General features: G+C 58.6%; 28 protein-coding genes and 1 tRNA gene. 6 read left to right on the forward strand and 23 right to left on the reverse strand.

What is annotated here, in order from left to right; genetic code table 11:
- The 14 genes from U367_RS0111585 to thrS all read right to left on the reverse strand — a co-directional run bounded on the left by U367_RS0111585 (nucleotide 1) and on the right by thrS (nucleotide 11,770).
- Complete coding sequence (locus U367_RS0111585) at nucleotides 1–780, reverse strand: amino acid ABC transporter ATP-binding protein (RefSeq protein ID WP_028617086.1); 780 nt, start codon at nucleotides 778–780, stop codon at nucleotides 1–3.
- 2 nt (nucleotides 781–782) lie between these two features.
- A complete protein-coding gene (locus U367_RS0111590; protein WP_010209179.1) occupies nucleotides 783–1,559 on the reverse strand; it encodes an amino acid ABC transporter permease in 777 nt (258 codons plus the stop codon).
- A gap of 11 nt (nucleotides 1,560–1,570) precedes the next feature.
- A complete protein-coding gene (locus U367_RS0111595) occupies nucleotides 1,571–2,377 on the reverse strand; it encodes an ABC transporter substrate-binding protein (RefSeq protein WP_028617087.1) in 807 nt (268 codons plus the stop codon).
- Nucleotides 2,378–2,442: 65 nt separating this feature from the next.
- Nucleotides 2,443–3,111 (reverse strand): GntR family transcriptional regulator, encoded by a 669-nt coding sequence (locus U367_RS0111600; protein WP_028617088.1) that lies wholly within the window; start codon nucleotides 3,109–3,111, stop codon nucleotides 2,443–2,445.
- A 436-nt stretch (nucleotides 3,112–3,547) separates the two neighbouring features.
- Nucleotides 3,548–3,979: a hypothetical protein gene (locus U367_RS1000000132345; RefSeq protein ID WP_073860020.1), complete on the reverse strand. Its 432-nt coding sequence runs from the start codon at nucleotides 3,977–3,979 to the stop codon at nucleotides 3,548–3,550.
- 334 nt (nucleotides 3,980–4,313) lie between these two features.
- Nucleotides 4,314–4,390: transfer RNA gene (locus tag U367_RS0111610), tRNA-Pro, on the reverse strand.
- Nucleotides 4,391–4,480: 90 nt separating this feature from the next.
- Complete coding sequence (locus tag U367_RS0111615; protein ID WP_010209127.1) at nucleotides 4,481–4,837, reverse strand: MerR family transcriptional regulator; 357 nt, start codon at nucleotides 4,835–4,837, stop codon at nucleotides 4,481–4,483.
- The gene (gene ihfA / locus U367_RS0111620; RefSeq protein WP_002553164.1) at nucleotides 4,818–5,120 is read right to left on the reverse strand and encodes an integration host factor subunit alpha; all 303 of its coding nucleotides are present in this window, start codon (nucleotides 5,118–5,120) and stop codon (nucleotides 4,818–4,820) included. Before ihfA ends, U367_RS0111615 begins: the two co-directional genes overlap by 20 nt.
- 3 nt (nucleotides 5,121–5,123) lie before the next feature.
- Nucleotides 5,124–7,502, reverse strand: coding sequence for a phenylalanine--tRNA ligase subunit beta (gene pheT / locus U367_RS0111625; RefSeq protein WP_028617089.1), 2,379 nt, complete (start codon nucleotides 7,500–7,502; stop codon nucleotides 5,124–5,126).
- Nucleotides 7,503–7,528: 26 nt separating this feature from the next.
- On the reverse strand, nucleotides 7,529–8,545 hold the full coding sequence (gene pheS / locus U367_RS0111630; protein ID WP_010209123.1) for a phenylalanine--tRNA ligase subunit alpha: 1,017 nt from the start codon (nucleotides 8,543–8,545) through the stop codon (nucleotides 7,529–7,531).
- A gap of 109 nt (nucleotides 8,546–8,654) precedes the next feature.
- Complete coding sequence (rplT, locus tag U367_RS0111635) at nucleotides 8,655–9,011, reverse strand: 50S ribosomal protein L20 (RefSeq protein WP_003174975.1); 357 nt, start codon at nucleotides 9,009–9,011, stop codon at nucleotides 8,655–8,657.
- A 30-nt stretch (nucleotides 9,012–9,041) separates the two neighbouring features.
- Entirely contained in the window at nucleotides 9,042–9,236 is a 195-nt protein-coding gene (gene rpmI, locus U367_RS0111640) for a 50S ribosomal protein L35 (RefSeq protein ID WP_002553160.1), read from the reverse strand.
- Nucleotides 9,237–9,296: 60 nt separating this feature from the next.
- Nucleotides 9,297–9,848, reverse strand: a complete 552-nt coding sequence (infC, locus tag U367_RS0111645) for a translation initiation factor IF-3 (protein WP_169850653.1) — start codon at nucleotides 9,846–9,848, stop codon at nucleotides 9,297–9,299.
- Nucleotides 9,848–11,770, reverse strand: coding sequence for a threonine--tRNA ligase (gene thrS / locus U367_RS0111650; protein WP_028617090.1), 1,923 nt, complete (start codon nucleotides 11,768–11,770; stop codon nucleotides 9,848–9,850). Before thrS ends, infC begins: the two co-directional genes overlap by 1 nt.
- Nucleotides 11,771–12,138: 368 nt before the next feature.
- Between thrS and U367_RS0111655 the strand changes: the two genes are divergently transcribed.
- Together U367_RS0111655 and U367_RS0111660 are read left to right on the forward strand one after the other, a co-directional pair.
- Complete coding sequence (locus U367_RS0111655; RefSeq protein WP_016978147.1) at nucleotides 12,139–12,453, forward strand: hypothetical protein; 315 nt, start codon at nucleotides 12,139–12,141, stop codon at nucleotides 12,451–12,453.
- A gap of 289 nt (nucleotides 12,454–12,742) precedes the next feature.
- A complete protein-coding gene (locus tag U367_RS0111660; RefSeq protein WP_003234260.1) occupies nucleotides 12,743–12,955 on the forward strand; it encodes a cold-shock protein in 213 nt (70 codons plus the stop codon).
- 73 nt (nucleotides 12,956–13,028) lie between these two features.
- Here U367_RS0111660 and U367_RS0111665 read toward each other — a convergent pair whose 3' ends face one another.
- Both U367_RS0111665 and U367_RS0111670 read right to left on the reverse strand, forming a co-directional pair.
- Nucleotides 13,029–13,349, reverse strand: a complete 321-nt coding sequence (locus U367_RS0111665; RefSeq protein ID WP_025857833.1) for an I78 family peptidase inhibitor — start codon at nucleotides 13,347–13,349, stop codon at nucleotides 13,029–13,031.
- 144 nt (nucleotides 13,350–13,493) lie between these two features.
- Nucleotides 13,494–13,802: a hypothetical protein gene (locus U367_RS0111670; RefSeq protein ID WP_028617091.1), complete on the reverse strand. Its 309-nt coding sequence runs from the start codon at nucleotides 13,800–13,802 to the stop codon at nucleotides 13,494–13,496.
- Nucleotides 13,803–13,971: 169 nt separating this feature from the next.
- Between U367_RS0111670 and U367_RS0111675 the strand changes: the two genes are divergently transcribed.
- Nucleotides 13,972–14,184 carry a hypothetical protein gene (locus tag U367_RS0111675; protein WP_010209115.1) on the forward strand — a complete coding sequence of 71 codons (213 nt, stop codon included), beginning with the start codon at nucleotides 13,972–13,974 and terminating at the stop codon, nucleotides 14,182–14,184.
- A 33-nt stretch (nucleotides 14,185–14,217) separates the two neighbouring features.
- Here U367_RS0111675 and U367_RS0111680 read toward each other — a convergent pair whose 3' ends face one another.
- Genes U367_RS0111680 through U367_RS0111710 form a run of 7 tightly spaced genes read right to left on the reverse strand, consistent with a single transcriptional unit; the run spans nucleotide 14,218 to nucleotide 21,181 of the window.
- A complete protein-coding gene (locus U367_RS0111680; protein WP_028617092.1) occupies nucleotides 14,218–15,246 on the reverse strand; it encodes a nucleoside hydrolase in 1,029 nt (342 codons plus the stop codon).
- A gap of 25 nt (nucleotides 15,247–15,271) precedes the next feature.
- Nucleotides 15,272–15,676 carry a D-ribose pyranase gene (gene rbsD, locus U367_RS0111685; protein ID WP_028617093.1) on the reverse strand — a complete coding sequence of 135 codons (405 nt, stop codon included), beginning with the start codon at nucleotides 15,674–15,676 and terminating at the stop codon, nucleotides 15,272–15,274.
- Entirely contained in the window at nucleotides 15,673–16,590 is a 918-nt protein-coding gene (gene rbsK, locus U367_RS0111690; protein ID WP_028617094.1) for a ribokinase, read from the reverse strand. The genes rbsD and rbsK overlap by 4 nt, the downstream gene beginning before the upstream one ends.
- Nucleotides 16,591–16,613: 23 nt before the next feature.
- Entirely contained in the window at nucleotides 16,614–17,636 is a 1,023-nt protein-coding gene (locus U367_RS0111695) for a LacI family DNA-binding transcriptional regulator (protein ID WP_016978154.1), read from the reverse strand.
- Nucleotides 17,637–17,639: 3 nt separating this feature from the next.
- Nucleotides 17,640–18,617: an ABC transporter permease gene (locus U367_RS0111700; protein ID WP_010209107.1), complete on the reverse strand. Its 978-nt coding sequence runs from the start codon at nucleotides 18,615–18,617 to the stop codon at nucleotides 17,640–17,642.
- Entirely contained in the window at nucleotides 18,614–20,167 is a 1,554-nt protein-coding gene (locus U367_RS0111705) for a sugar ABC transporter ATP-binding protein (RefSeq protein WP_016978156.1), read from the reverse strand. The genes U367_RS0111700 and U367_RS0111705 overlap by 4 nt, the downstream gene beginning before the upstream one ends.
- 57 nt (nucleotides 20,168–20,224) lie before the next feature.
- Complete coding sequence (locus U367_RS0111710; RefSeq protein ID WP_028617095.1) at nucleotides 20,225–21,181, reverse strand: sugar ABC transporter substrate-binding protein; 957 nt, start codon at nucleotides 21,179–21,181, stop codon at nucleotides 20,225–20,227.
- Between the two features lie 554 nt (nucleotides 21,182–21,735).
- On the opposite strand from U367_RS0111710, the gene U367_RS0111715 reads away from it, so the two are divergent.
- The 3 genes from U367_RS0111715 to U367_RS0111725 all read left to right on the forward strand — a co-directional run bounded on the left by U367_RS0111715 (nucleotide 21,736) and on the right by U367_RS0111725 (nucleotide 24,012).
- Nucleotides 21,736–22,824: an asparaginase gene (locus U367_RS0111715; protein ID WP_010209102.1), complete on the forward strand. Its 1,089-nt coding sequence runs from the start codon at nucleotides 21,736–21,738 to the stop codon at nucleotides 22,822–22,824.
- Between the two features lie 242 nt (nucleotides 22,825–23,066).
- Nucleotides 23,067–23,318 (forward strand): DUF1654 domain-containing protein, encoded by a 252-nt coding sequence (locus U367_RS0111720; protein WP_028617096.1) that lies wholly within the window; start codon nucleotides 23,067–23,069, stop codon nucleotides 23,316–23,318.
- Between the two features lie 4 nt (nucleotides 23,319–23,322).
- On the forward strand, nucleotides 23,323–24,012 hold the full coding sequence (locus tag U367_RS0111725) for an endonuclease (protein ID WP_028617097.1): 690 nt from the start codon (nucleotides 23,323–23,325) through the stop codon (nucleotides 24,010–24,012).
- The last annotated feature ends 14 nt before the right edge of the window (nucleotides 24,013–24,026 follow it).

Here is a 24,026-nt window from a genome sequence, read left to right on the forward strand (position 1 = left end):
TCATAACACGCGGCTGAGAAAAGCTCGGGTACGGGGATGGCTGGGGCGGCTGAAAATTTGCTCCGGCGGCCCTTGTTCGATGAGTTCGCCCTGGTCGAGCACCACCACGCGGTCGGCCACTTCACGGGCGAAGCCCATTTCGTGGGTGACCACCACCATGGTCATGCCCTCCTCGGCCAGTTCCTTCATCACCTGCAGCACTTCGCCGACGGTTTCCGGGTCGAGGGCACTGGTGGGTTCGTCGAACAGCATGGCCTGGGGTTTCATCGCCAGGGCACGGGCGATGGCCACCCGTTGCTGCTGGCCGCCGGAGAGCATCGATGGGTAGTGGTTGGCTTTGTCCGCCAGACCGACCCGCGCCAGTAATCCACGGGCCTGTTCCAAGGCTTCGGCGCGTGGCGTACCGAGTACCTGGATCGGCGCTTCGATGATGTTTTCCAGCGCGGTCATATGCGGGAACAGGTTGAAGCGCTGGAACACCATGCCGATGTCGCGGCGCTGGCGGGCAATGTTACGCTCCGAGTCGCGCACCAGGCTGCCGTCGCTGCGCTCGCGATAACCCATGGCGCGGCCGTTGACGCGGATACGCCCGCCCTGGATGTCTTCCAGCAGGTTGATGCAGCGGATAAAGGTGGTCTTGCCCGAACCCGAGGCGCCGATCAGCACCACCACTTCACCGCGCCGTACTTGCAGGGAAATCCCCTTGAGGATCTGCAGCGTACCGAACGACTTGTGGATATCCAGCGCTTCGATGATCAGTTCTTCACTGTGGTGCGCCATGGTTATCGTCCCCTCAGCAGTTTCAAGGTGCTGCGCCCGAACATGCGGCTGGACGCCGGTGGCGGCGCGGAAGGCCGGTCGGACTGGCCGAAACGCGCCTCCAGCCAGCGCTGGAAGAAGCCCCAGAGCGTGGTGAGCATCAGGAAGTAGATCGCCACCACCAGGTACAGCTCGAACACGCGGAACGTGGCCGAGGTGACCATCTGCGTGCTGAGCAGTAATTCCTGCACGCCGATCACGCTGACCAGGGTGGTGTTCTTGAGCATCACGTTGAACTCGTTGCCCAGCGGCGGCACGATCACGCGGAACGCCTGGGGCAGCACAATGCGCCGCATCAGCTTGGCAAAGCCCATGCCCAGGGAGCGCCCGGCTTCGTATTGGCCCTTGTCGACCGCACCGATGCCGGCGCGGATGATTTCGGCCATGTAGGCGCCTTCGTTGAGACCCAGGGCGATGATCGCCGCCTGGATATTGCCGGGCACGACCAGGCCGAACAGGTCGATGTCCTCAAAGCGGAAAATCCCGCCCGCCGCCAGCGCGGTGTAGAGAAACACGATCTGCACCAGCAACGGCGTGCCGCGCATCAACCACACGTAAAAGCGCACCGGCAGGTGCAGCAGCGGGTTCTTTGACAGGCGCAACAGCGCCGCCGCCAGGCCCAGCACGCAGCCCAGCAACATCGCTGACACCGCGATCAGGCAGGTCAGCCACAGCCCGGTGAGGTACACCCCGCTGGGCTGCAACAGGTACTGCCAGAACACATCCCAATTGAAGTTCATGGCGGGCAACCTCAGTCGAGAGTGTCACTGCTGACATGCCATTTGTTCAGCAACGCCACATAGCTGCCATCGCTGCGCATGTCACTGATCACTTGCTGCACGGCGGCGGTGAGTTGCGGGTCGTCCTTGCGCATGCCCAGGCCGGTGAGGATGCGGCTGAAGGCCGGCACGCCTTCCTCGAACAGGTCCGGGGCCATCGCGGCGTAGTAACCGGCGGTTTCCACGGTGGTGCCGTAGGCGTCGACCTGGCTGATGCGCAGGGCCTGGAAGGCATCGGTATCGGTGTTGTACACCACCAGCTTCATCGGCGGCTTGCCGGCCTTGGTCAGGCTGTCGTTTTGCGCGTCCAGCAGGGTCTTGATGGTGGAACCGTTGAGCACCGCAACCTTGTGCCCGGACAAGTCATCCAGGGCCTTGATGCCTTTGGGATTGCCCTTGGGCACCACCACCGACTGGCTGGAATACATGTAGTTGACGATGTCGATCACCTGCCGCCGCTCGGGCTTGTCGAACAGCTGGTCGACGATCATGTCACACTGCTGCGCAAGCAACGCCGGCACCAGGCCGGAGAACGGAATCACCCGCCACTGCAGCTGTTTGTCGCCCAGGCGCTTGGCAATCTCGAGCCCGAGGTCGACGGTGAGTCCGCGCGGTTTCTGCGCTTCATCGAAGGACACCAGGGGCGGCGAATCCATCCCCGAGCAATACACCAGTTTATCGACGCTCTTCAGGCGCTCCGGCACCTGGGGCGCGGCAATGGCCCATTGGGTACAGAGGCCGAGGGAGACAGCCACCAGCAAGGCGCGGCGTTTATGCATGACCAGACACTCCAGTTCGTTGGTTAACGGGGCAGGACTCAAAGTCAAAACACAGCAGGTCTTTCTTATTGTTCGGCTTGCAGGAATTGGATCAGCGCTGGCACGGTCCCCTCGATGTGCTCGCGCACGACCGCCTCGGCGCGGGCCGCGTCACCGGAACGGATGGCATCGAGGATCACCGCGTGTTCCTGGCGGGCGCTGAGGGGTTTTTCGCCGTGCTGCAGCCACAGGCGCATGGGCGCTTCCACCAGCGAGTACAGCGCCGAGATCTGTTTCATCAAACGCGGGCGGCCACTGAGGCTGCACAGGTATTCGTGGAAGGCGCGGTGGCGGCTGACCCAGGCGGCACTTTCGTCGCGGTAATCGTCCATCTCGTCGAGCAGGCGCTCCAGTGCGGCCAATTGGCGTTCGCCGATGCGTGCGACTGCCACGCGCACCGCCAGGCCTTCGAGGGCACTGCGCATCTCGAACACTTCGTGCAATTCATCGATATCCAGGCCGCTGACCACGGCGCCCCGGTTGGGCCTGAGGGTTACCAAACCTTGGGCATCCAGACGACGGAAGGCTTCGCGCACTGGCATGCGGCTCATGCCGATTTCGCTGGCGATGTCTTCGGCAATCAGCCGGTCGCCCTTGCGGTAGCGACCACCGCAAATGGCGTCGAGCAGGAAGTTGTAGGCCTCCTCCTCGGCGGTGAGAGGCTGGCGGTCAACATAAGCGGGGGCAAATTGCATCGGCAGCACCTTTTGAATTTTTGTATCCAATTATCCATAAATACAAAAAAGCAGGATGTGTGCCAACTGACCTGGCGGTGGGCCAAGTGATTGATTCAGATGAAGTCGCGGAAAAATGTTGGTAGTTGAGTGAAAAGCATACGTAGGAGGCTGCTACCAAATGGCTCAGAAAGCGCCCCATCTGTGGGCGGAAGTAACGGGGTCGATCAGCGCGACTTCACGCGGATACTGCCGTCGTTCGAATTGATGTCCGATAAGGTTATGGGTGATGACATCGGGGTTTAAACCTGTCTGACACCTCGATAACTCCAGACAGTATTGTTCCCCATGCCACCCTGGCGGATGTTGAGGGCAGGTCCCCGTGTTGATAGCTCTACAAATGGCAGATACAAGAAGCCCGGCGCTGGGCCGGGCTTCAATGTAACAACGTCAGGGGCTAACGATGCTTGTTCCTGTGTTTATGCTTGTTGTTGCTTTTGTGCTTCTTACCATCCGATCGATGACTGTTCTCATCATCTGCCAGGTTATTCCCCAGCGCGCCGCCTGCTGCACCACCTACACCGGCGCCGATAGTCGACCCAGTTGTGCCTCCGAGGCGATTACCAATGAGCGAGCCGCCGGCTGAGCCAATACCGCCACCTAGCGCAGCTTCCGCTCTGTTGCCTCGTTGAGCGCCGACAGCACTGCCGGCGGCACCACCAACACCTGCGCCTACCGCTGCGCCCGTTGAGCCACCGAGCTGTTGACCTACGATATTGCCAAGTGCACCACCAACGCCGCCTCCAAGAGCGGCTGTGCCATCTCCGGCGGCCATCGCTCCTTGCGAAATGAAGGCGCCCAAAACCAGGGCGGGTAGTGTCATTTTCATTGTGTGAACCTCTGTGGGTTGTCAGCAGGCGCTCACGGTTTAAAACACGCCTGGAATTTGGAGGAGAACAAAAGGCCGAAGTTCTATGCCGACTATGCCCAAGGGCGAATGGTTGTAACAAGGTATTCCGTGATGGTGCGAGGGGGAACGCTTAACACCAAAGGCCCTGCCAAACTCGCTATCAAGAAGCATTCTTGTCAGTGCTAAATATCTCGCGCGCTTACAACGAGGCGGCATCACGAAATGGTCGAAAATTCTGCAGGGGTCAATGTGGTTTTTTTTCGGGCATGAAAAAGCCCAACCTTTTCAGGTTGGGCTAAGTCATTGAAATATATGGTCGGGACGGAGTGATTCGAACACTCGACCCCTAGCACCCCATGCTAGTGCGCTACCGGACTGCGCTACGCCCCGACTAGGCGTGTTACTGGGTTTGCTTCTTGACGAAGCGATCCGGAATATACCGCAAGCTTTTGAAATGTGGAAGTATTTTAAAAGCTTGAATCACTTCTTCAGCACTACCAGCACATCTTCAAGTTCTGCAATCATCTGGCGGATCATTTGTTTGTATTGGGTGGTGTCGTCTTTGGCTTCATCACCGGACATACGCTGGCGCGCGCCGCTGATGGTGAACCCTTGGTCGTACAGCAACGCGCGGATCTGTCGGATCATCAGCACATCCTGGCGCTGATAATACCGACGGTTCCCGGTGCGTTTGACGGGGTTGAGTTGAGGAAACTCCTGCTCCCAATAGCGCAGCACGTGCGGTTTTACCGCACAGAGCTCGCTGACTTCACCAATGGTGAAGTAGCGTTTGCCTGGGATGACGGGTAGCTCGTCGTTATGACTTGGTTCCAGCATAAGCCTCAACTCGGGCCTTCAACTTCTGCCCTGGACGAAAGGTGACCACACGGCGAGCCGTGATCGGGATTTCTTCTCCCGTTTTTGGATTGCGGCCAGGCCGCTGGCGTTTGTCCCGCAGGTCAAAGTTGCCGAAACCGGACAATTTGACCTGTTCGTTGTCTTCCAGAGCGTGTCTGATCTCTTCAAAAAACAGCTCGACCAATTCCTTGGCCTCGCGCTTGTTCAGACCCAACTCTTCGTACAGACGTTCCGCCATCTCAGCTTTCGTCAAAGCCCCCATACGTCACTTCCTTAACGTGGCGTTCAACCTTTGTTCGAGCGAGGTGAGGATATTTTGTGTCGTGGTATTCACCTCATCGTCATTAAGAGTGCGCGATGGATGCTGCCAGGTCAAGCCAACTGCAAGGCTTTTTCTATGCGGATCAATACCTTTACCCTGATAGACGTCAAATAGCCTGAGGTCTGTCAGCCATTCCCCTGCATTTTCACGGATTACATCCAGCACGGCAGTGGCGGCCACTTCACGGTCGGCAATCAAGGCCAGGTCACGGCGCACTTCAGGAAAGCGAGACAGCTCGCTGAATTTAGGCATTTTGCCCGAAGCCACTTCAGCCAAAACCAGTTCAAATACGAAGACCGGACGGTCGAGACCGAGGGTTTTCGACAGCTCAGGGTGAATGGCGCCGACGAAGCCCACCAGGCGCCCTTCACGCTCAATGCGCGCAGTCTGGCCCGGGTGCAACGCTGGATGGCTGCCCGGCAGGAAGGTGAATGCATCCAGCGCACCGGCAAAACCCAGCACCGCTTCCACGTCAGCCTTGACGTCGAAGAAGTCCACGGCATCGCGGCCTTGCGCCCAGCCTTCCGGCAGACGGCTACCGCAGACCACGCCAGCCAACATCGGTTCTTGTTTCAGGCCGTCCAACTGTCCTACGAAACGCAGGCCACTTTCGAACATGCGCACCCGATCTTGCTGACGGTTCAGGTTATGGGAAAGGGCTTTCACCAAGCCTGGCCACAGCGACGAACGCATGGCTGCCATGTCGTTGGAGATCGGGTTGGCCAGCAACAGTGGCTCGACGCCTGGGTTGAACAGCTCGAACTGCTTGGGATCGATGAAGCTGTAGGTCACCGCTTCCTGATAACCACGGGCAACCAGCAGGCGACGCAGCTCAGGCAGGTGCGCACGCGCCTCGGCCTTTGGTTGTGGCGCCAGGCGCGCTTGCGGATAACGGACCGGCAGGCGGTTGTAGCCGTAGAGGCGGGCCAGCTCTTCGATGAGGTCGACCTCTAGGCTGATATCGAAGCGATGGCTTGGTACTTCAACGTGCCACTGCCCTTCCCCACTCGAGGAAATAGCCAGGCCGAGGGCCGACAACAGTTGCTCGATTTCAGCAGGCTCGATGACCAGGCCAAGCATCTGCTCGACGCTCTTGGCGCGCAGAGTGATCGGTGCAACGGACGGCAGGAACTGTTCGTTGACGGTTTCGGTGATCGGGCCGGCTTCGCCACCGGTGATTTCCAGTAGCAGGCCAGTGGCGCGCTCCATGGCTTCACGGGCGAGATTCCAGTCCACGCCACGCTCGTAGCGGTGCGAAGCATCGGTGTGCAGGCCGTAGGAACGGGCCTTGCCGGCGATGGCGATCTGGTCGAAGAACGCACTCTCAAGGAACACGTCACGGGTAGTAGCGGACACACCGCTGTGCTCGCCACCCATCACGCCGGCAATCGCCAGGGCGCGGGAGTGATCGGCGATGACCAGGGTGTCGGCACGCAGGCTGACTTCCTGACCATCGAGCAGTACCAGCTTCTCGCCTTCTTCGGCCATACGTACACGAATGCCGCCGTTGATTTCGGCGAGGTCGAACGCGTGCAGCGGTTGACCCAGCTCCAGCATCACGTAGTTGGTGATGTCGACGGCAGCGTCGATGCTGCGTACGTCGGCACGGCGCAGGCGTTCAACCATCCACAGCGGGGTTGGCTTGGACAGGTCGACGTTGCGGATCACACGGCCCAGGTAACGCGGGCAGGCGTTTGGCGCCAACACGTCAATCGGGCGTACTTCGTCGTGCACAGCCGGCACGGCGGCAACCACTGGACGGGTGACTGGGGCGTTGTACAGCGCGCCCACTTCACGCGCCAGGCCCGCCAGGGACAGGCAGTCGCCGCGGTTCGGAGTCAGATCGACCTCGATGCTGGCATCTTCCAGTTCCAGGTAAACGCGGATGTCCTGGCCCACAGGCGCGTCGGCCGGCAGCTCCATCAAGCCATCGTTGCCCTCACCGACTTGCAGCTCGGCCTGGGAGCACAGCATGCCGTTGGACTCAATGCCACGCAGCTTGGCCTTCTTGATCTTGAAGTCGCCCGGCAACTCGGCACCGATCATGGCGAACGGAATCTTCAGGCCCGGGCGCACGTTTGGCGCTCCGCACACGACCTGGAAGGTTTCCGCGCCATTGCTGACCTGGCACACGCGCAATTTGTCGGCATCGGGGTGTTGTTCGGTGCTTAGCACCTCGCCCACGACCACACCGCTGAAAACACCGGCGGCCGGCGTAACGCTATCGACCTCAAGACCGGCCATCGACAGACGCGCAACCAACGCGTCGCGATCTACCTGCGGGCTTACCCAGCCACGCAGCCATTGTTCACTGAATTTCATCCTGCTCTCCTAAAGATTCGTTACGACTAGCGAAATTGCGCGAGGAACCGCAAGTCGTTGTCGAAGAACAGACGCAAGTCGTTCACGCCGTAACGCAGCATGGCCAGACGCTCAACGCCCATGCCGAAGGCAAAGCCCGAGAACTCTTCTGGATCGATGCCGGACATGCGCAGCACGTTAGGGTGAACCATGCCGCAGCCCATGACTTCCAGCCAGCCGGTCTGCTTGCAGACGCGGCAGCCTTTGCCGCTGCACATCACGCATTCCATATCGACTTCAGCGGATGGCTCGGTGAACGGGAAGAACGATGGGCGGAACCGCACCGCCAACTCCTTCTCGAAGAACACCCGCAGGAATTCTTCGATGGTGCCTTTGAGGTCGGCGAAGTTGATGTCGCGATCAACCAGCAGGCCTTCGACCTGGTGGAACATCGGCGAGTGGGTGATATCGGAGTCGCTACGGTACACACGGCCTGGGCAGACAATGCGGATCGGCGGCTTGTTCGCTTCCATGGTGCGGACCTGTACCGGAGAGGTATGGGTGCGCAACAGCATGTTCGCGTTGAAATAGAAGGTGTCGTGCATCGACCGGGCCGGGTGATGGCCTGGGATGTTGAGCGCCTCGAAGTTGTGATAATCGTCTTCGACCTCGGGGCCTTCGGCAATGCCGTAGCCAATGTGGGTGAAGAACTGCTCGATACGTTCCAGAGTCCGGGTGATCGGGTGCAGACCGCCCGAGGCCTGGCCGCGACCAGGCAAGGTTACATCAATGGACTCGGCGGCGAGTTTGGCCGCGAGATCGGCCTCCTCCATGGTCGCCTTGCGCGCATTGAGTACCTCTGTGACACGCTCCTTGGCGACGTTGATCAGCGCACCGACTTGCGGACGCTCTTCAGCCGGCAAATTCCCCAGGGTCTTCATCACCTGAGTCAATTCACCTTTCTTGCCAAGGTAGTGAACCCGGATTTGCTCCAGGGCATTTACATCTTCAGCGCTTTGCACAGCCTCAAGGGCTTGGGCGACGAGCGCGTCCAGGTTTTCCATGTACAGACTCCAGATACAAAATAGGGGAAGAGCTTGAAGGCTCTTCCCCTATTTAAGACGTTTACCACCTTGGGCTACAGACGTAACCCAGGGTGATTGTCGGGGGTACTTAAGCCAGAGTGGCTTTAGCTTTCTCGACAATCGCAGCAAACACCGCTTTTTCGTTCACTGCCAGTTCGGCCAGAACCTTACGGTCGATCTCGATGGAAGCTTTTTTCAGGCCAGCGATGAAACGGCTGTAGGACAGACCGTTAACACGTGCACCAGCGTTGATACGAGCGATCCACAGAGCGCGGAACTGACGTTTTTTCTGACGACGGTCGCGGTAGGCGTATTGGCCTGCCTTGATTACCGCTTGCTTGGCAACACGGAATACGCGTGAACGCGCGCCGTAGTAGCCTTTAGCAAGTTTCAGAATTTTTTTGTGACGTTTACGGGCAATGACGCCACGCTTTACACGAGCCATGAGTTACTTCCTCTATTCTTGATCCAAAAATTAACGAAGGCGCAGCATGCGCTCGACTTTTGCCACGTCAGACGGATGCAGCAAGCTGCTACCGCGCAGTTGACGCTTACGCTTGGTCGACATTTTGGTCAGGATGTGGCTCTTGAAAGCGTGCTTGTGCTTGATACCGTTAGCAGTTTTCAGAAACCGCTTAGCAGCACCACTTTTAGTCTTCATCTTTGGCATGTTCGGATACTCCGCATTCAGTTGATAAACATAATCAGAAGGCCTGCCGTGCCCTGTTGATTACTTCTTCTTTTTCGGGGCGATGACCATGATCAGCTGGCGTCCTTCCATCTTAGGATGCTGTTCAACGGAACCGTACTCCAACAGGTCAGCTTCAACCCGCTTGAGGAGTTCCATGCCCAGCTCCTGGTGGGCCATCTCACGGCCGCGGAATCGCAAGGATACCTTGGCCCTGTCCCCATCACTCAGGAAACGTACCAGGTTGCGCAGTTTTACCTGGTAATCCCCTTCCTCCGTCCCTGGACGAAACTTGATTTCTTTTACTTGAATCTGCTTCTGGTTCTTCTTCGCCGCTGCAATCTGCTTCTTCTTTTCGAAGATCGACTTGCCGTAGTCCATCACCCGGCAAACAGGCGGGACTGCGTCGGCGGAGATTTCCACCAGGTCCAATTTGGACTCTTCAGCGATACGAAGCGCTTCATCAATCGAGACGATGCCAATCTGCTCGCCGTCAGCGCCAATTAACCGAACCTCGCGTGCCGAGATATTCTCGTTGATCGGGGCTTTCGGTGCAGCTCGTTTATCTTGTCTCATTTCACGCTTAATAATAATTACTCCGAATCTGGGCGACCACGCCGGGAAACCGCTTGCGCGAGGAACTCAGCGAACTGGGCGACGGGCATCGAGCCCAGGTCAGCACCTTCACGAGTACGCACAGCGACAGTCTGCATCTCGACTTCCCGATCTCCGATAACCAAAAGATAGGGAACCTTGAGCAAAGTATGCTCGCGGATTTTAAAGCCGATCTTTTCATTTCTCAAGTCGGACTTGGCACGAAACCCGCTTTCGTTGAGAGTTTTTTCAACTTCGGCGGCAAAATCTGCCTGTTTATCAGTGATATTCATGATCACTGCCTGGGTCGGAGCCAGCCACGCAGGGAATGCACCCTCGTAGTGCTCGATCAGGATCCCGACGAACCGTTCGAACGAACCGAGGATCGCCCGGTGCAGCATAACCGGGTGTTTACGGCTGTTGTCTTCGGACACGTATTCGGCGCCCAGACGGATCGGCAGGTTAAAATCGAGCTGCAGGGTACCACACTGCCAGACGCGGCCAAGGCAATCTTTCAGCGAGAACTCGATCTTCGGACCGTAGAAGGCGCCTTCGCCAGGCTGCAGATCATACGCAAGGCCCGCGCTGTCGAGCGCAGCGGCCAGTGCAGCTTCGGCGCGATCCCATAGCTCGTCGGAACCGACGCGTTTTTCCGGACGAGTGGACAGCTTCATCTCGACTTCGGTAAAGCCGAAATCGCGATAAACGTCCATGGTCAGCTTGATGAAGGCGGCGGATTCGGCCTGCATCTGCTCTTCGGTGCAGAAGATGTGGGCGTCGTCCTGGGTAAAACCACGCACGCGCATGATGCCGTGCAGCGCACCGGATGGCTCGTTACGGTGGCAGGCACCGAACTCGGCCAGGCGCATCGGCAACTCGCGGTAGCTTTTCAGGCCTTGGTTGAACACCTGCACGTGGCACGGGCAGTTCATTGGCTTGATCGCGTAGTCGCGGTTTTCCGACTGAGTCGTGAACATGTTGTCGGCGTAGTTGGCCCAGTGCCCGGATTTTTCCCATAGGCTACGGTCAACAACCTGGGGCGTCTTGATCTCCAGGTAGCCATTGTCGCGCTGTACTTTGCGCATGTACTGCTCAAGCACCTGGTACAGGGTCCAGCCGTTCGGGTGCCAGAACACCATGCCCGGTGCTTCTTCCTGGAGATGGAACAGGTTCAGGCGCTTGCCGATCTTGCGGTGGTCGCGTTTCTCAGCTTCTTCGATGCGCTGGATGTAGGCCGCCAGCTGCTTCTTGTCAGCCCAGGCGGTGCCGTAGATCCGCTGCAGTTGCTCGTTCTTCGCGTCGCCACGCCAGTAGGCGCCGGACAGCTTGGTCAGCTTGAACGACTTGAGGAAACGTGTGTTCGGCACGTGTGGGCCACGGCACATGTCGACGTATTCTTCGTGGTAGTACAGGCCCATGGCCTGCTCTTCCGGCATGTCTTCCACCAGGCGCAGCTTGTAGTCCTCGCCACGGGCGGTGAACACGTCGATCACTTCGGCGCGCGGCGTGACCTTCTTGATCACGTCGTAATCTTTTTCGATCAGCTGGTGCATGCGCTGTTCGATCGCAGCCAGGTCGTCCGGAGTAAAAGGCCGCTCATAGGCGATGTCGTAATAGAAGCCTTCTTCAATGACCGGGCCGATCACCATTTTCGCGGTTGGATACAGTTGCTTGACCGCGTGGCCAATCAAATGCGCGCAAGAGTGGCGAATGATCTCCAGCCCCTCTTGATCCTTGGGCGTGATGATTTGCAGGCTGGCATCGCCGGTGATCAAGTCGCTGGCATCGACGAGCTTGCCGTCGACCTTGCCGGCCACGGTGGCCTTAGCCAGGCCAGCACCAATGGATGCGGCGACCTCGGCTACGGAAACCGAATGATCGAATGAACGTTGACTGCCGTCGGGAAGAGTAATAGTTGGCATGGCGCCTCCTCTCCTAGTGGTGACCCCTACCAAAGGTCACGTGGGTTGGGATGAGCCAGTACAAGATCCAACACCAGGCCGTTCAATGATGAACGCCTGCCTTACAGCGGCAGGAGCCTTTCGGCCAACCGATAATCGAACCAGAGTGACTGGAGTGAGCTAAAAAAGAACCTGGCAAGGCGGCAATTGGCACGCCTGGAAATAGCCAAGCGCAAGATGCTAGCACAGATGAACGGTCATCGCGGCGCTGCTATCTTGCGTAAATACAAATTCCGCCCTTTATAGCTGCAAAAGTGAACTTGGGCTGTACGCGAGCCCTCAAACCCTCCGAGAATCGCCGTTCGTCCTCGACCCAAAGGAGCATCCTCATGATGCGTTTTACCTCTACCCTCGCTCTCGCCGCCTCCCTGACCCTCCTTTCCCTCGGCGCACAGGCGGCAGCCCCGTCGAACTGGCCAGCCGGTGCCCGCGACAGCTTCGTCAGCGACTGCAGCGCCGCCGCCAGCCAGAACGTAGACGTCAAAACCGCCAAAGCCCATTGCGAATGTGGCGCTGACAAGATCAACGCCGAACTGAGCACTGCCGAAATCAAAGAACTGATGACCAATCAGAACGCTAGTCCGGAGCTTAAAAACAAAGCTGTCGCGGCTATCTCGTCCTGCAAAGTCGTGAAGAAAAAGTAAGATTTGCGACTGATCACACAGCTGTTTTGCCGGAAAAATGGCCCGAAAACTGCCATTTCTCACAAATTACACAGGTTTTACGGCTTTTTTTACCAGCTGATATTTCGAGCTTAAGCCCCGTAAATCGGGGCTTTCAGCCGATCAAGGCACTAAACGCAACGCTATTGATTAGCAAACAATGCCTTGGGGGGGCTCCCAAGCCGAACATTTCGACTATGATAGCCCGGTGTGCCCAGTTGGCCTGAGCAGCACAGCACTACTGAAAATATATGTTTCTTGGAGATACACCATGTCTAATCGCCAAACCGGCACCGTTAAATGGTTCAACGATGAAAAAGGCTTCGGCTTCATCACTCCTCAAGGTGGCGGTGACGACCTGTTCGTACACTTCAAAGCTATCGAAAGCGACGGTTTCAAAAGCCTGAAAGAAGGCCAAACCGTTTCCTTCGTGGCTGAGAAAGGCCAAAAGGGTATGCAAGCTGCACAGGTTCGCGGCGAGTAATTCTCCGCTGAGCTAAAAAAACCCCGTCCATGTGACGGGGTTTTTTATGGGCGCTGCAAAAGCCTGGAGCGACTTATCCGCAATTGACCCGTGTGATCACCAGATTGTCGTCGGTGTTCAGGTTCAAGCGATCGGAGCGGTACTCCAGGGTGATCATGTCGTTCGGCTTGAGGATGCGCGCATTCTGCGCACCGGCACGGGTACGCGCCTGCTCCAGCAACTGGGGCGAAGCTTTCTGGCCGATGGTGAATTCGGCGGCCTTCGACTCACAGCGGCTATGACCGGCATCGGCCACGGCGGCGTCTTTGGCTGGCTCAGAGGCACCCGGGGTGCTGCAACCCGCCAACGCGAGTGCTGCCAACAAAGTACCGAATGATGCGAGCTTCCAAGGCATGAAGCCTCCTATGATAAAAAATGGACAGAGATCGTGCGACAGCGATTGTGCGGATTGGTTTCAAGACGTAAACCGCCGCTGGGCAAGTCTGCCTGACTCTCGACAGGCATTCGCCCGGTCAATCGTGACCAGATATGAATGTATTCAGTAGATGTCGATGTAGTCGAACGCCGGCTTCGGCCAGTTTTCCTTCAGCGCATTGAAAATCTGCGTCACCCAGACTTCGTCGCTGGCGGCCACATTGCCTACGTACCCGGAACCCTTGGCCCAGGTCTCCAGGCGAAACAGCAGCCCGTCGATGTCTACACCGCCTACAACCTTCCCAGAGGAGATGTAGGCGATTCCAGCTTTGGTCACCCGTAACTGGGTATGTTCGTCGTCGTTGGCACTGGCGAGCAGTTGGCGCACATTCGCCAATGTCAGGTTCTCGGGGTTGCTCAAATCGATCTGCACGTGGTGTCCCGGCAATTAAACAGGCGGACAGTGTCGCACAGCGCTGCCGTCATTCCGAATCGCCTCATGCCTAAGTATCAGTGCCAAACGCGATACAAAATGGTTAACTGGCCCGGTAAGCACCGCGTTCCAGCGCACTACCCAGTACTTTCAGCCCCGCGAGACAGTCATGACCACCGTAACGCTCCAAGCCGACATCAAAGCCAAGTGGCCCCAAGGGCAAAGCTCGTACAGCCCCGGCAGCCCAGAGGAATTGGCAATCATCGGTATCGACCTGCTGGTCAAGGAACTGGGCACGCAGGCGGCACAAGCGTTCATCGGCCAGATATTCGAGAAATATCCGGCCGATCACATGGGGGCACACGACCCCGAGCGCGAATAAGAACCGGCCGGCGAACGCCGACCGGTAGAACCATTACTTCAGACGCGCCAGGCGCTCGGTCAGCAGATCGAAAAAGCCCTGGGCGTCGCCGTTCTCAACCCAGAACACATTCTTTTCCTGCTTCAGGCCGTCGTACCAATCGACGATGGTCTGGCCAAAGGTCGGCCCCTCACGGCTATCCACCACCATATTGGCCTGACGACCACTGAACAGCGAAGGCTTGAGCAGGTAAGCAATGACGGTAGCGTCATGCACCGGGCCACCTGGAATACCGTAGTGCTCCATGTCGCCCTTGACGTATTCGTTAAGAATATCGCCCACCACCTTGCTCGCGTTGTTCTTGATGTCGGCGATCTTTTTCAGGCGTGCTTCGCTGGTCAGCACCTTGTGGGTCACGTCCAACGGCAGGTAGGTCAGCTTGACGCCGCTCTTGAGCACAATCTCGGCTGCCACCGGGTCGGCGAACAGGTTGAATTCCGCCACCGGAGTGATATTGCCGCCATTGAAGTGCGCGCCACCCATCACCACCACTTCCTTGATGCCTTGGGTGATTTCCGGCGCCTGGGTCAGTGCCAGCGCCAGGTTGGTCTGCGGGCCGAGCATGGCGATGGTGATGCTGTGCGGCTTGGCGGTGCTCAGGGTCTTGATCAGGTAGTCAACGGCATTGCCGTCCGCCAGGCCCTTCTTGGGCTCATGCACGGCGACGCCGGAAATACCCTCCTTGCCATGGATGTTCTCGGCGTAGATCGGCTTGCGCAGCAGCGGCGCTGGCGCACCGGCGTACACCGGGATTTCCTCGCGCCCTGCCCACTCGCGGGCCAGGCGCGCGTTGCGGGAGGTCTTGTCCAGGCGCACGTTGCCGGCGACGGTGGTCAGCGCACGGATATTCAGCTCATCCGGGGAGGCCATGGCGAACAGCAAGGCCACTACATCATCAGCACCGGGGTCGGTATCGATGATCAGATCGATCTTTTCCGCCGCCTGGGCGCTTGCAGCAGTGAGTGCGGACAAAAGCAGAACACTCCGGAACAGGTTTTTCAGGGTTGGGAGACCACGTTGCATAAAACACTCCTTGTCGTTGGGAACGCTAGAACGTTACGCCGGATACCAGCGCGATATTGCAGTAAGGCTGACATTCGCCAGTGCGCACCACGGCGCGCGCCTTGCGGCTGAGCTGCTTAAATTCTTCATGGCTGACCAGGCGTCGCTCACCGAGGGCAGCCTGTTCTGTGAGCGTGTTGAGTTCAGCCAGCGCCGGCGGTTGTTTGAGCAGGATTTCTTCGGCCAACACATGGCACTCCACCTGCATTTCACTGAGCACGATACGCAAGGTGCTGATGAAGTCCGGGATGCCTTGGGTCAACGCCAGGTCAATCAGCTCGACGCTAGGGGGCACCGGCAGGCCGGCATCACCGATCACCAGGATGTCGCCGTGCCCAAGTGAGGCGATCACACGCGACAGGGCAATATTGAGCAGAGGTGTCTTTTTCATGAGTGCACAAAACCTTGTACGTCGTGCAGCGTTGGAATAGAGGGTTGCGCGCCGGCACGGGTGACCGACAACGCCGCCGCGACCTGGCCAAAACGGATGGCCTCTGCCTCGCTCTTGCCGTTGGCCAGTGCCGCCGCAAAGCCGCCGACGAAGGTGTCGCCCGCGGCCGTGGTGTCTACCGCCTTGACCTTTGGCGCTTGCAGATGCGCAAAGCGTTGGCCGTCGGTAAACAGCGTGCCCTGAGACCCCAGGGTGATGATCACTTTACCGGCTCCGGCCTGGATCAGTTGGGTCGCCGCCACCTTGGCGTTGTCAATTGAGTCGACCGTCACGCCGCTCAATGCGGCGGCTTCGCTTTCATTGGGAATGAGGTAGTCGATCGACGCGTACCACTCAGCCGGCAATGGGCCGCTGGCCGGGGCTGGGTTGAGGATCACCGTCTTGCCCAGCTCTCGGCCGCGCTTGAGGGTGTAGCCCACCGTATTCATCGGCACCTCCAGCTGGCAGACGATCACGTCAGCCGCCTGCAGCACCGCGTCGAACGCCTGCAACGAGGCCGGCGTCAGTTCGCCGTTGCTGCCCGCCACGATCACAATCGCGTTCTGGCTGCTGTCATCCACCACGATCAAGGCCACGCCACTGGAGCCATCCACGGTACTGACGGCCTGGCAATCAATCCCCTCAACCAGCAATGCGTCACGCAATTGAGTGCCATAGGCATCGGTGCCGACGCAGCCGATCATCGACACATCGGCGCCCAGTCTCGCCGAAGCGACGGCCTGGTTCGCGCCCTTTCCGCCAGGCACGGTGGAAAATGTCTGCCCGATGAGTGTTTCACCGGCACGCGGCAGCCGGCTGGCGCGGGTCACCAGGTCCATGTTCAAGCTGCCTACTACCACTACTTTTGCTGGCATACATCAGTACTCATCAATTCGGTTCAGCGGTATTGCGCGAATGTTCCGGCGACGGGCGCCGTCGACTCACGCAATACGATGCTCGGCGTCACGATGCGTTGATCGATCGGCATGTGGGGTGTCGCAATTCTTCGCAGTAACAGCTCGGCCGCCGTCTCGCCCAGTTGCACGATCGACTGCCCGACCGTCGTCAACGCTGGGTAGACGTAACGGCCCATTTGGATATCATCAAAACCGATCACTGACAGCTCGCCCGGCACGCGGATATTGCGCTCGGCTGCTGCGCGCAACACGCCGAAACCGATCATGTCGTTGCTGGCAAAAATCGCGCTGGGCGGATTGTGCGCCAACAACTGCACGGCGGCGGCATAACCGCCCGTGCTGGTGAAGTCGCTCTCCTGGGTGCGATTGGCTGCCACGTCGACTCCCGCCTCTCGCAGCGCGCGGTGATACCCCGCCAGACGCATCTGCGCGACCCGGGTATGGGCCGGACCGCCGATGCAGGCGATGTCTCGGTGGCCCAGTTCGAGCAAGTGTCGGGTCGCCAGGTAGGCGCCCTCCTCGTGGTCGATACGCACCAGGTCCACGTCAATGCCATCCAGCGCCCGGTCGACGATCACCATGGGCGTACGCACCGCGCTCAAGCCGGCGGCAAGACCGCTGTCGTCGCCACCCACCGAGGTCACGATCAAGCCGTCGATGCGTTTTTCCAGTAACACACGCAAATAGTTGCGCTGCTTTTCAGCGTTGTCGTCGGAGTTGCACAGGATCACGCAATAGCCGTTACGCTCGCAGTAATCCTCGATGCCGCGGGCCAGTTCCGCAAAATACGGGTTGAGGCTGTTGGGCACCAGCAAACCGATGGTGGCCGTGGTCTTGGCCTTGAGCGAACGCGCTACGGCACTGGGCACGTAGTCGAGCTGCTTGATCGCCGCTTCGACCTTGATACGTACCGGCTCGCTGACCGGGCGCGTCTTGTTCACCACATGGGACACCGTGGTGTAGGAAATACCCGCAAGCGCTGCCACATCCTTGATCGTTGCCATAGTTCAGCCTCGCCGACTGGCGCGCTGACTGCGGTAGGTATCGAGGACCACGGCAATCACGATCACGGCGCCGGTAATGATGCGCTTAGTGGGCTCCGTGGCACCGATCTGCGCCAGGCCGGCGGCCAATACTGAAATAATCAACACACCAAAAAAGGTGCTGATCACTGAGCCGCGCCCGCCCATCAGGCTGGTACCGCCGATCACCACCGCCGCAATCACTTGCAGCTCAAGGCCGGAGCCGGCATTCGGGTCTGCCGCTTCCAGGCGCGAGATCTGGAACAGCGCGGCCACACCGGCCAGCAGGCCCATGAGGCTGAACACCAGGATCTTGTAGGGCTTGGGATTGATCCCTGCCAGACGCACGGCCTCTTCGTTCGTGCCGATACCGATCAGGTAACGACCAAACACGGTACGCGTCAGTACAAGCTGCGCAGCGATGATCACCAGCAAGGCAATGATGAATGACGGGGAGATGCCAAAGGCAATCGGGTTGGACAGCCAGGCAAACGAATCACCGATGTAAGCGGTACGCGAGCCGGTCATTTGGTACGCCACGCCACGGGCCATTTCCAGCACGCCCAGGGACACGATGAACGACGGAATGCGCCAGGCCACGGTGATCGAGCCGGTAATGGTGCCCGCCAACGCCGCACAGCCCATGCCCAGCACGGCAGCCGGCAACACGCTCCAGCCCCAGCCGAGAATCGCCACGCTGACAGCCGACGCCGCCAGGGCCAGCACCGAGCCCACCGACAGGTCAATACCGCCGATGATGAGGATGAAGGTCATGCCCACCGCCAGCACCATCAGGTCTGGAATCTGGTTGGCCAGGGTGCTGAAGGTGTCATAGGACAGGAAGTGGTCGCTAAGTACCGAGAACAGCGCAATCATCGCCAGCAAGGCGCCCGCCAGCCCCAAGTAAGTACCCAGGCCATAGAAATTGCCGCCAGTCTTGCCGGGGGAAGTTGTGGTTTTCATGGGGTATCCCTAAGCACTGCGTCATTGAGCAGCGCATCACGTTTCTGATAGCCGGCGAAAGCGGCGGCGAGCAATTCGTCCTGGGTCCAGCTGTCGCGCTCGAAGGTCTCGATCAAGCGCCCGGCGGACAACACACCGATGCGGTCGCAAATCAGCATGAGTTCACGCAGGTCGCTGGACACCACCACCAGCGCTTTGCCCTGGCGGGTCAACTCGCCCAGCAAGGCATAAATATCGAACTTGGCACCGACGTCGATGCCACGGGTCGGCTCATCGAACAGCATTACCGAGCAATCACGCTCCAGCCAGCGGCCTATCACCACTTTCTGCTGGTTACCACCGGACAGCTCGGAGACCAACTGCGCCGGACTGGAACTGCGGATGCGCATGGCATCGATCTGACGCTTGGCCAGCGCGGTTTCATTGCGGCTGTTGACGACGCCACCGCCGGAAATTTCCGGCATGTTGCCCAGGGCAATGTTGGCGCTGATGGATTGAGTCAGCAGCAGGCCTTCGCCTTTGCGGTCCTCGGTTATCAGGGCAATGCCATGACCCACCGCGTCCACCGGCGAGCGAATGCTCACCACTTGGGCTGGCGAGCCGAGCGCCACGGTACCGCTGTCGGCCAGGTCGGCGCCGAAGATCAGGCGCAACAGTTCAGTACGACCGGCACCGATCAGGCCGGAGATGCCGTAAATCTCGCCCGCACGCACTTCGAAGGACACGTCGCGGACTTTGTCCGAGCGGGTCAGGCCTTTCACCGTCAGGGCCGGGCCACCAATGGTGCGCGGGCCCAGGTCGATGTGCTCGCCCAGCTCGCGACCTACCATCAAAGTGACCAGTTGTTCGCTGTTGTAGTTGGCCATCGGCTCGACACAGACCAGCTTGCCGTCGCGCAATACCGCAATGCGTTGGGCCACACGGGCCAGCTCTTCCAGCCGGTGTGAAATGTAGATGATCGCCACGCCCCGGGCCTGCAGGCGGGTGATTTGTTCAAACAGCATCTCGACTTCACGCGCCGTGAGCATCGCCGTGGGTTCGTCGAGGATCAGTACGTGGCAGTCGCCAATCAGGTTACGGGCGATCTCGACCATCTGCTGATGGCCAATACCCAGGCTGCCGACCAGTGTGTCCGGGTCGATAGCATCCAGGCCGACTTGGGCCATGGCCTCGATCGCAGCCTTGCGCAGTTGTTTGCGGCTGATCCAACCACAGTGGCTGGGCAGGTTATCCAGGAACAGGTTTTCGGCGACGGTCAGTGTCGGCAGCAGGTTGAGTTCCTGCATGACCATGCGCACGCCCAGTTCTTCGGCCTGGGTGCGACTGCCGGGGCGATAGTCCTGCCCATTGAACTGCATGTGCCCGGTGGTCGGCGTGACCAGCCCGCCGATGATCTTCGACAAGGTGCTTTTGCCTGCGCCGTTCTCACCGGTCAACGCCAGCACTTCCCCGCGATTGAGCGTCAGGGTGATGTCGGACAGAACCGGCTGGGCATAGGTCTTGCCGATACCGCTGACCGAGAGGACAGCGTTCGGGGCGGAAGATGACATAGGAAAATCTCCAGGCGCCCGCTCAGGACGAGCGGGCGCTGTTGGGTACTGCCAGGATTACTTCTTGAGAACGAGCTCGACCGGGGTTTCGATCACGCCATCTTTGGCATCGACTTTCTCACCCTTGACCAGCTTGAGCGCGTTCTGGATACCGAACACGGCTTGCTGGGCAGCGGCCTGGTCAGCGGTGGCAAGTACGCGGCCGTCTTGCAACATCGGCTTGATGGCTTCGATGTTGTCGTAGCCCACGACCAGTACTTTGCCGGCTTTGCCTGCCGCACGTACGGCGGAGACAGCGCCCAACGCCATGTTGTCGTTACCGGCCAGCAGGGCCTTGAGGTCCGGGTACTCACTCAGCATGGCGGACGCGACTTTCTGGCCCTGGTCGATTTCCCAGTTGCCGGATTGGGTGGAGACGATCTTCATGCCGGCAGCGTCCATCGCATCCTTGTAGCCTGCGGTACGCTGCTGGGCGTTGGTGGTCGTCGGCACGCCTTCGATGATGCCGACCTTGTCACCCGAGGCCAGCTGCTTGGCCAGGTAGTCGCCCACCAGCTTGGAGCCTTTGCGGTTGTCCGGACCTACGAACGGAATATCGAGGTTTTTGCTTTTGAGCACATCCGGGTCCAGGCGGTTGTCGATGTTGACGACCTTGATACCGGCATCCGAAGCCTTCTTCAGCACGGTGACCAGCGCCTTGGAGTCAGCCGGCGCGATGACGATGGCATTGACCTTGGCGAGGATCATCTGGTTGACGATATCGATCTGCGCACTGGTGTCGGTTTCGTTCTTGATCCCGTTGGTGATCATGTCGAAATCGGCGGCGTGATCTTTCTGATAGGTCTTGGCACCGTCTTGCATGGTGACAAAGAATTCATTGGCGAGGGATTTCATGACCAGGCCGACCTTGGGTTTGGCGGCGTCATCGGCAAATGCAGAGGAGAGAGGCAAGGCAGCGGATGCGGCAGCAAGCACAGCGACAGCAAGAAGACGTCCAGCGAATGGCAGCTTCATGGGTTCACTCCGATCTTATGATTATTGTGAGCAACGCTTGCACCGAAGATCGCTTCGGCAGCCTTCCCACCCGGGTGGCTGATACGAGCTGTCACGATACTCCAGGAGTAATCCGTGAAACATCCCGCAAACGTTTGCGTTGTTCAAACTATGAGAACCTTGTCGAGATTTGTCAACGGTTGAAAACTGCCTTTCATCCACGCCCTCCCTTACGCCTGACCTTGGGTGCAGTTAAACATTGCACGCTTCCGGTCGTTCTCTAAAACGACAGGCTGCGCGACATCATTCATGCAAACTCAAAAGCCAAGCGGTCAACACTTTTCGGACAACCGAACGCAATACCGTCCGATGTTCGGAAAGCCGGACGCCTACTTCATCCCAGTCACCAGAAAAATAGTAAAAACCTTTATATATCAAATATTTATTTTATAACCATAAACACAATCAGCCTGGTACAGATCCTGCTCTACTCCATCACCTCGTGGCATTCAGAACCGCCCGGGTGTTCTAGATGAACCTGCTACAGCACTCATCAAAAACCAGAGAGAAAAATAATGAAATCTGCACTGAAAAACTTTGTTCCGGGCGCTTTAGCCCTCCTGCTGTTGTTCCCCGTTGCCGCCCAGGCAAAGGAAGTTGAATCCAAGACCAAACTGTCCAATGTGGTGATCCTTGCCACCGGCGGCACCATTGCCGGCGCCGGCGCCAGCGCGGCCAACAGTGCCACCTACCAGGCGGCCAAGGTCGGCATCGAGCAATTGATCGCCGGTGTTCCTGAGCTTAGCCAGATCGCCAATGTACGCGGCGAACAAGTTATGCAAATTGCGTCCGAAAGCATCAACAATGAAAACCTGCTGCAACTGGGGCGTCGCGTCGCCGAACTGGCTGACAGCAAGGACGTGGACGGCATCGTGATCACCCACGGTACCGACACCCTGGAAGAAACCGCCTACTTCCTGAACCTGGTGGAAAAAACCGACAAGCCAATCGTAGTGGTCGGCTCCATGCGCCCAGGCACCGCCATGTCGGCAGACGGCATGCTCAACCTGTACAACGCCGTGGCCGTGGCCGGTAGCAAAGATGCACGCGGCAAGGGCGTGCTGGTCACCATGAACGACGAGATCCAGTCGGGTCGCGACGTCAGCAAGATGATCAATATCAAGACCGAAGCATTCAAGAGCCCATGGGGCCCGCTGGGCATGGTGGTTGAAGGCAAATCCTACTGGTTCCGCTTGCCAGCCAAGCGTCACACCATGGATTCTGAATTCGATATCAAAAACATCAAGAGCCTGCCCGATGTCGAGATTGCCTATGGCTATGGCAACGTGAGCGATACCGCTTACAAGGCTCTGGCTCAAGCTGGCGCCAAAGCGATCATCCACGCTGGCACCGGCAATGGCTCAGTGTCCTCCAAGGTCGTGCCTGCTCTGGTAGAACTGCGCAAGCAAGGTGTGCAGATCATTCGTTCTTCCCATGTGAATGCCGGCGGCATGGTGCTGCGTAACGCCGAACAGCCTGACGACAAATACGATTGGGTCGCGGCCCTCGACCTCAACCCACAGAAAGCCCGCATCCTGGCGATGGTCGCCCTGACCAAGACCCAGGACAGCAAAGAGTTGCAACGGATGTTCTGGGAATACTGATTCCTGCCGTCCTCTGTAGGAGCGAGCTTGCTCGCGAAGGTCGTTAACACTGACGCTGTTTGTCTGGATTAACCCATCGCCCTCAAGCTTCTCGCGAGCGAGCTTGCTCCTACAAACCCCTTCTACCGCCCTACACGAAATTGCCTGAATTGCTGTCAGACGGACTTCTTGAAGTTTAAGTAGTTGCGAAATCACCTACAGTTAAATACTGTATGTGCGTACAGCTTATTAAGGAATACTCCGTGGCAAAGTCCTCTCCCGCAGTGCCAACCCCACCTGGTGCCTACGAACGCCTGGCCATTCGTGTGCAAAAGATCATCAATTCGACCAACGCGCAGAAAGCCAAGGCGGCCTTGATCTTCCGTTTGCCTGACGAACCTGAAGATGAGTGGGCGCGTTTGCTGGAGGAAATCGCGGAAAACGACAACGTCACCCTCGCTTATCGCGACGACGGCGGTGTGCAGATTTTCTGGGTTGTGCCGAAGGAAGATTGATTCAATGAGTGTCCGTTTTATCGCTGTGTGCTGTCTGTTTTTTGCCATCACCGCCCACGCCCAGGCGCCCCGTACCTTCAGCGAAGCCAAGAAGGTCGCCTGGAAACTCTACGCGCCCCAATCCACCGAGTTCTATTGCGGCTGCAAGTACACTGGCAACCGGGTGGATTTGAAAGCCTGCGGCTACATCCCACGCAAAAACGCCAACCGCGCTGCGCGCATTGAGTGGGAGCATATCGTTCCGGCTTGGCAAATCGGGCATCAGCGCCAGTGCTGGCAAGATGGCGGGCGCAAGAACTGCACGCGCCACGATAATGTGTTCAAGCGCGCCGAGGCCGACCTGCACAACCTGGTGCCGAGCATCGGCGAGGTCAATGGAGACCGTAACAACTTCAGTTTTGGTTGGCTGCCAGTGCAAAGCGGGCAATACGGCTCATGCCTGACCCAGGTGGACTTCAAAGCCAAGAAGGTGATGCCACGCCCATCCATCCGGGGAATGATCGCCCGCACGTATTTCTACATGAGCAAGCAGTACGGCTTGCGCTTGTCAAAACAGGATCGCCAGTTGTACGAAGCCTGGAACAAGACCTACCCAGTGCAAGCCTGGGAACGCCAGCGCAACCAGACCGTGGCGTGTGTGATGGGGCGCGGCAATGAGTTTGTCGGCCCGGTGAACCTTAAAGCCTGCGGTTGAATGTGTGCGGGGCT

The sequence above is a fragment of the Pseudomonas canadensis genome, from assembly GCF_000503215.1.
Classification (GTDB): domain Bacteria; phylum Pseudomonadota; class Gammaproteobacteria; order Pseudomonadales; family Pseudomonadaceae; genus Aquipseudomonas; species Aquipseudomonas canadensis.

What these genes read in the sequence shown, in the direction of transcription:
- rplT (WP_003174975.1), bottom strand. Translation starts at nt 9,011, where the DNA reads ATGGCTCGTGTAAAGCGTGGCGTCATTGCCCGTAAACGTCACAAAAAA.
- U367_RS0111675 (WP_010209115.1), top strand. Translation starts at nt 13,972, where the DNA reads ATGACCACCGTAACGCTCCAAGCCGACATCAAAGCCAAGTGGCCCCAA.
- U367_RS0111705 (WP_016978156.1), bottom strand. Translation starts at nt 20,167, where the DNA reads ATGTCATCTTCCGCCCCGAACGCTGTCCTCTCGGTCAGCGGTATCGGC.
- U367_RS1000000132345 (WP_073860020.1), bottom strand. Translation starts at nt 3,979, where the DNA reads ATGAAAATGACACTACCCGCCCTGGTTTTGGGCGCCTTCATTTCGCAA.
- rbsK (WP_028617094.1), bottom strand. Translation starts at nt 16,590, where the DNA reads ATGCCAGCAAAAGTAGTGGTAGTAGGCAGCTTGAACATGGACCTGGTG.
- rpmI (WP_002553160.1), bottom strand. Translation starts at nt 9,236, where the DNA reads ATGCCAAAGATGAAGACTAAAAGTGGTGCTGCTAAGCGGTTTCTGAAA.
- thrS (WP_028617090.1), bottom strand. Translation starts at nt 11,770, where the DNA reads ATGCCAACTATTACTCTTCCCGACGGCAGTCAACGTTCATTCGATCAT.
- U367_RS0111600 (WP_028617088.1), bottom strand. Translation starts at nt 3,111, where the DNA reads ATGCAATTTGCCCCCGCTTATGTTGACCGCCAGCCTCTCACCGCCGAG.
- U367_RS0111710 (WP_028617095.1), bottom strand. Translation starts at nt 21,181, where the DNA reads ATGAAGCTGCCATTCGCTGGACGTCTTCTTGCTGTCGCTGTGCTTGCT.
- U367_RS0111615 (WP_010209127.1), bottom strand. Translation starts at nt 4,837, where the DNA reads ATGCTGGAACCAAGTCATAACGACGAGCTACCCGTCATCCCAGGCAAA.
- U367_RS0111595 (WP_028617087.1), bottom strand. Translation starts at nt 2,377, where the DNA reads ATGCATAAACGCCGCGCCTTGCTGGTGGCTGTCTCCCTCGGCCTCTGT.
- U367_RS0111655 (WP_016978147.1), top strand. Translation starts at nt 12,139, where the DNA reads ATGATGCGTTTTACCTCTACCCTCGCTCTCGCCGCCTCCCTGACCCTC.
- U367_RS0111665 (WP_025857833.1), bottom strand. Translation starts at nt 13,349, where the DNA reads ATGCCTTGGAAGCTCGCATCATTCGGTACTTTGTTGGCAGCACTCGCG.
- U367_RS0111695 (WP_016978154.1), bottom strand. Translation starts at nt 17,636, where the DNA reads ATGGCAACGATCAAGGATGTGGCAGCGCTTGCGGGTATTTCCTACACC.
- U367_RS0111660 (WP_003234260.1), top strand. Translation starts at nt 12,743, where the DNA reads ATGTCTAATCGCCAAACCGGCACCGTTAAATGGTTCAACGATGAAAAA.
- rbsD (WP_028617093.1), bottom strand. Translation starts at nt 15,676, where the DNA reads ATGAAAAAGACACCTCTGCTCAATATTGCCCTGTCGCGTGTGATCGCC.
- U367_RS0111680 (WP_028617092.1), bottom strand. Translation starts at nt 15,246, where the DNA reads ATGCAACGTGGTCTCCCAACCCTGAAAAACCTGTTCCGGAGTGTTCTG.
- ihfA (WP_002553164.1), bottom strand. Translation starts at nt 5,120, where the DNA reads ATGGGGGCTTTGACGAAAGCTGAGATGGCGGAACGTCTGTACGAAGAG.
- pheT (WP_028617089.1), bottom strand. Translation starts at nt 7,502, where the DNA reads ATGAAATTCAGTGAACAATGGCTGCGTGGCTGGGTAAGCCCGCAGGTA.
- U367_RS0111715 (WP_010209102.1), top strand. Translation starts at nt 21,736, where the DNA reads ATGAAATCTGCACTGAAAAACTTTGTTCCGGGCGCTTTAGCCCTCCTG.
- U367_RS0111585 (WP_028617086.1), bottom strand. Translation starts at nt 780, where the DNA reads ATGGCGCACCACAGTGAAGAACTGATCATCGAAGCGCTGGATATCCAC.
- U367_RS0111590 (WP_010209179.1), bottom strand. Translation starts at nt 1,559, where the DNA reads ATGAACTTCAATTGGGATGTGTTCTGGCAGTACCTGTTGCAGCCCAGC.
- U367_RS0111725 (WP_028617097.1), top strand. Translation starts at nt 23,323, where the DNA reads ATGAGTGTCCGTTTTATCGCTGTGTGCTGTCTGTTTTTTGCCATCACC.
- pheS (WP_010209123.1), bottom strand. Translation starts at nt 8,545, where the DNA reads ATGGAAAACCTGGACGCGCTCGTCGCCCAAGCCCTTGAGGCTGTGCAA.
- U367_RS0111700 (WP_010209107.1), bottom strand. Translation starts at nt 18,617, where the DNA reads ATGAAAACCACAACTTCCCCCGGCAAGACTGGCGGCAATTTCTATGGC.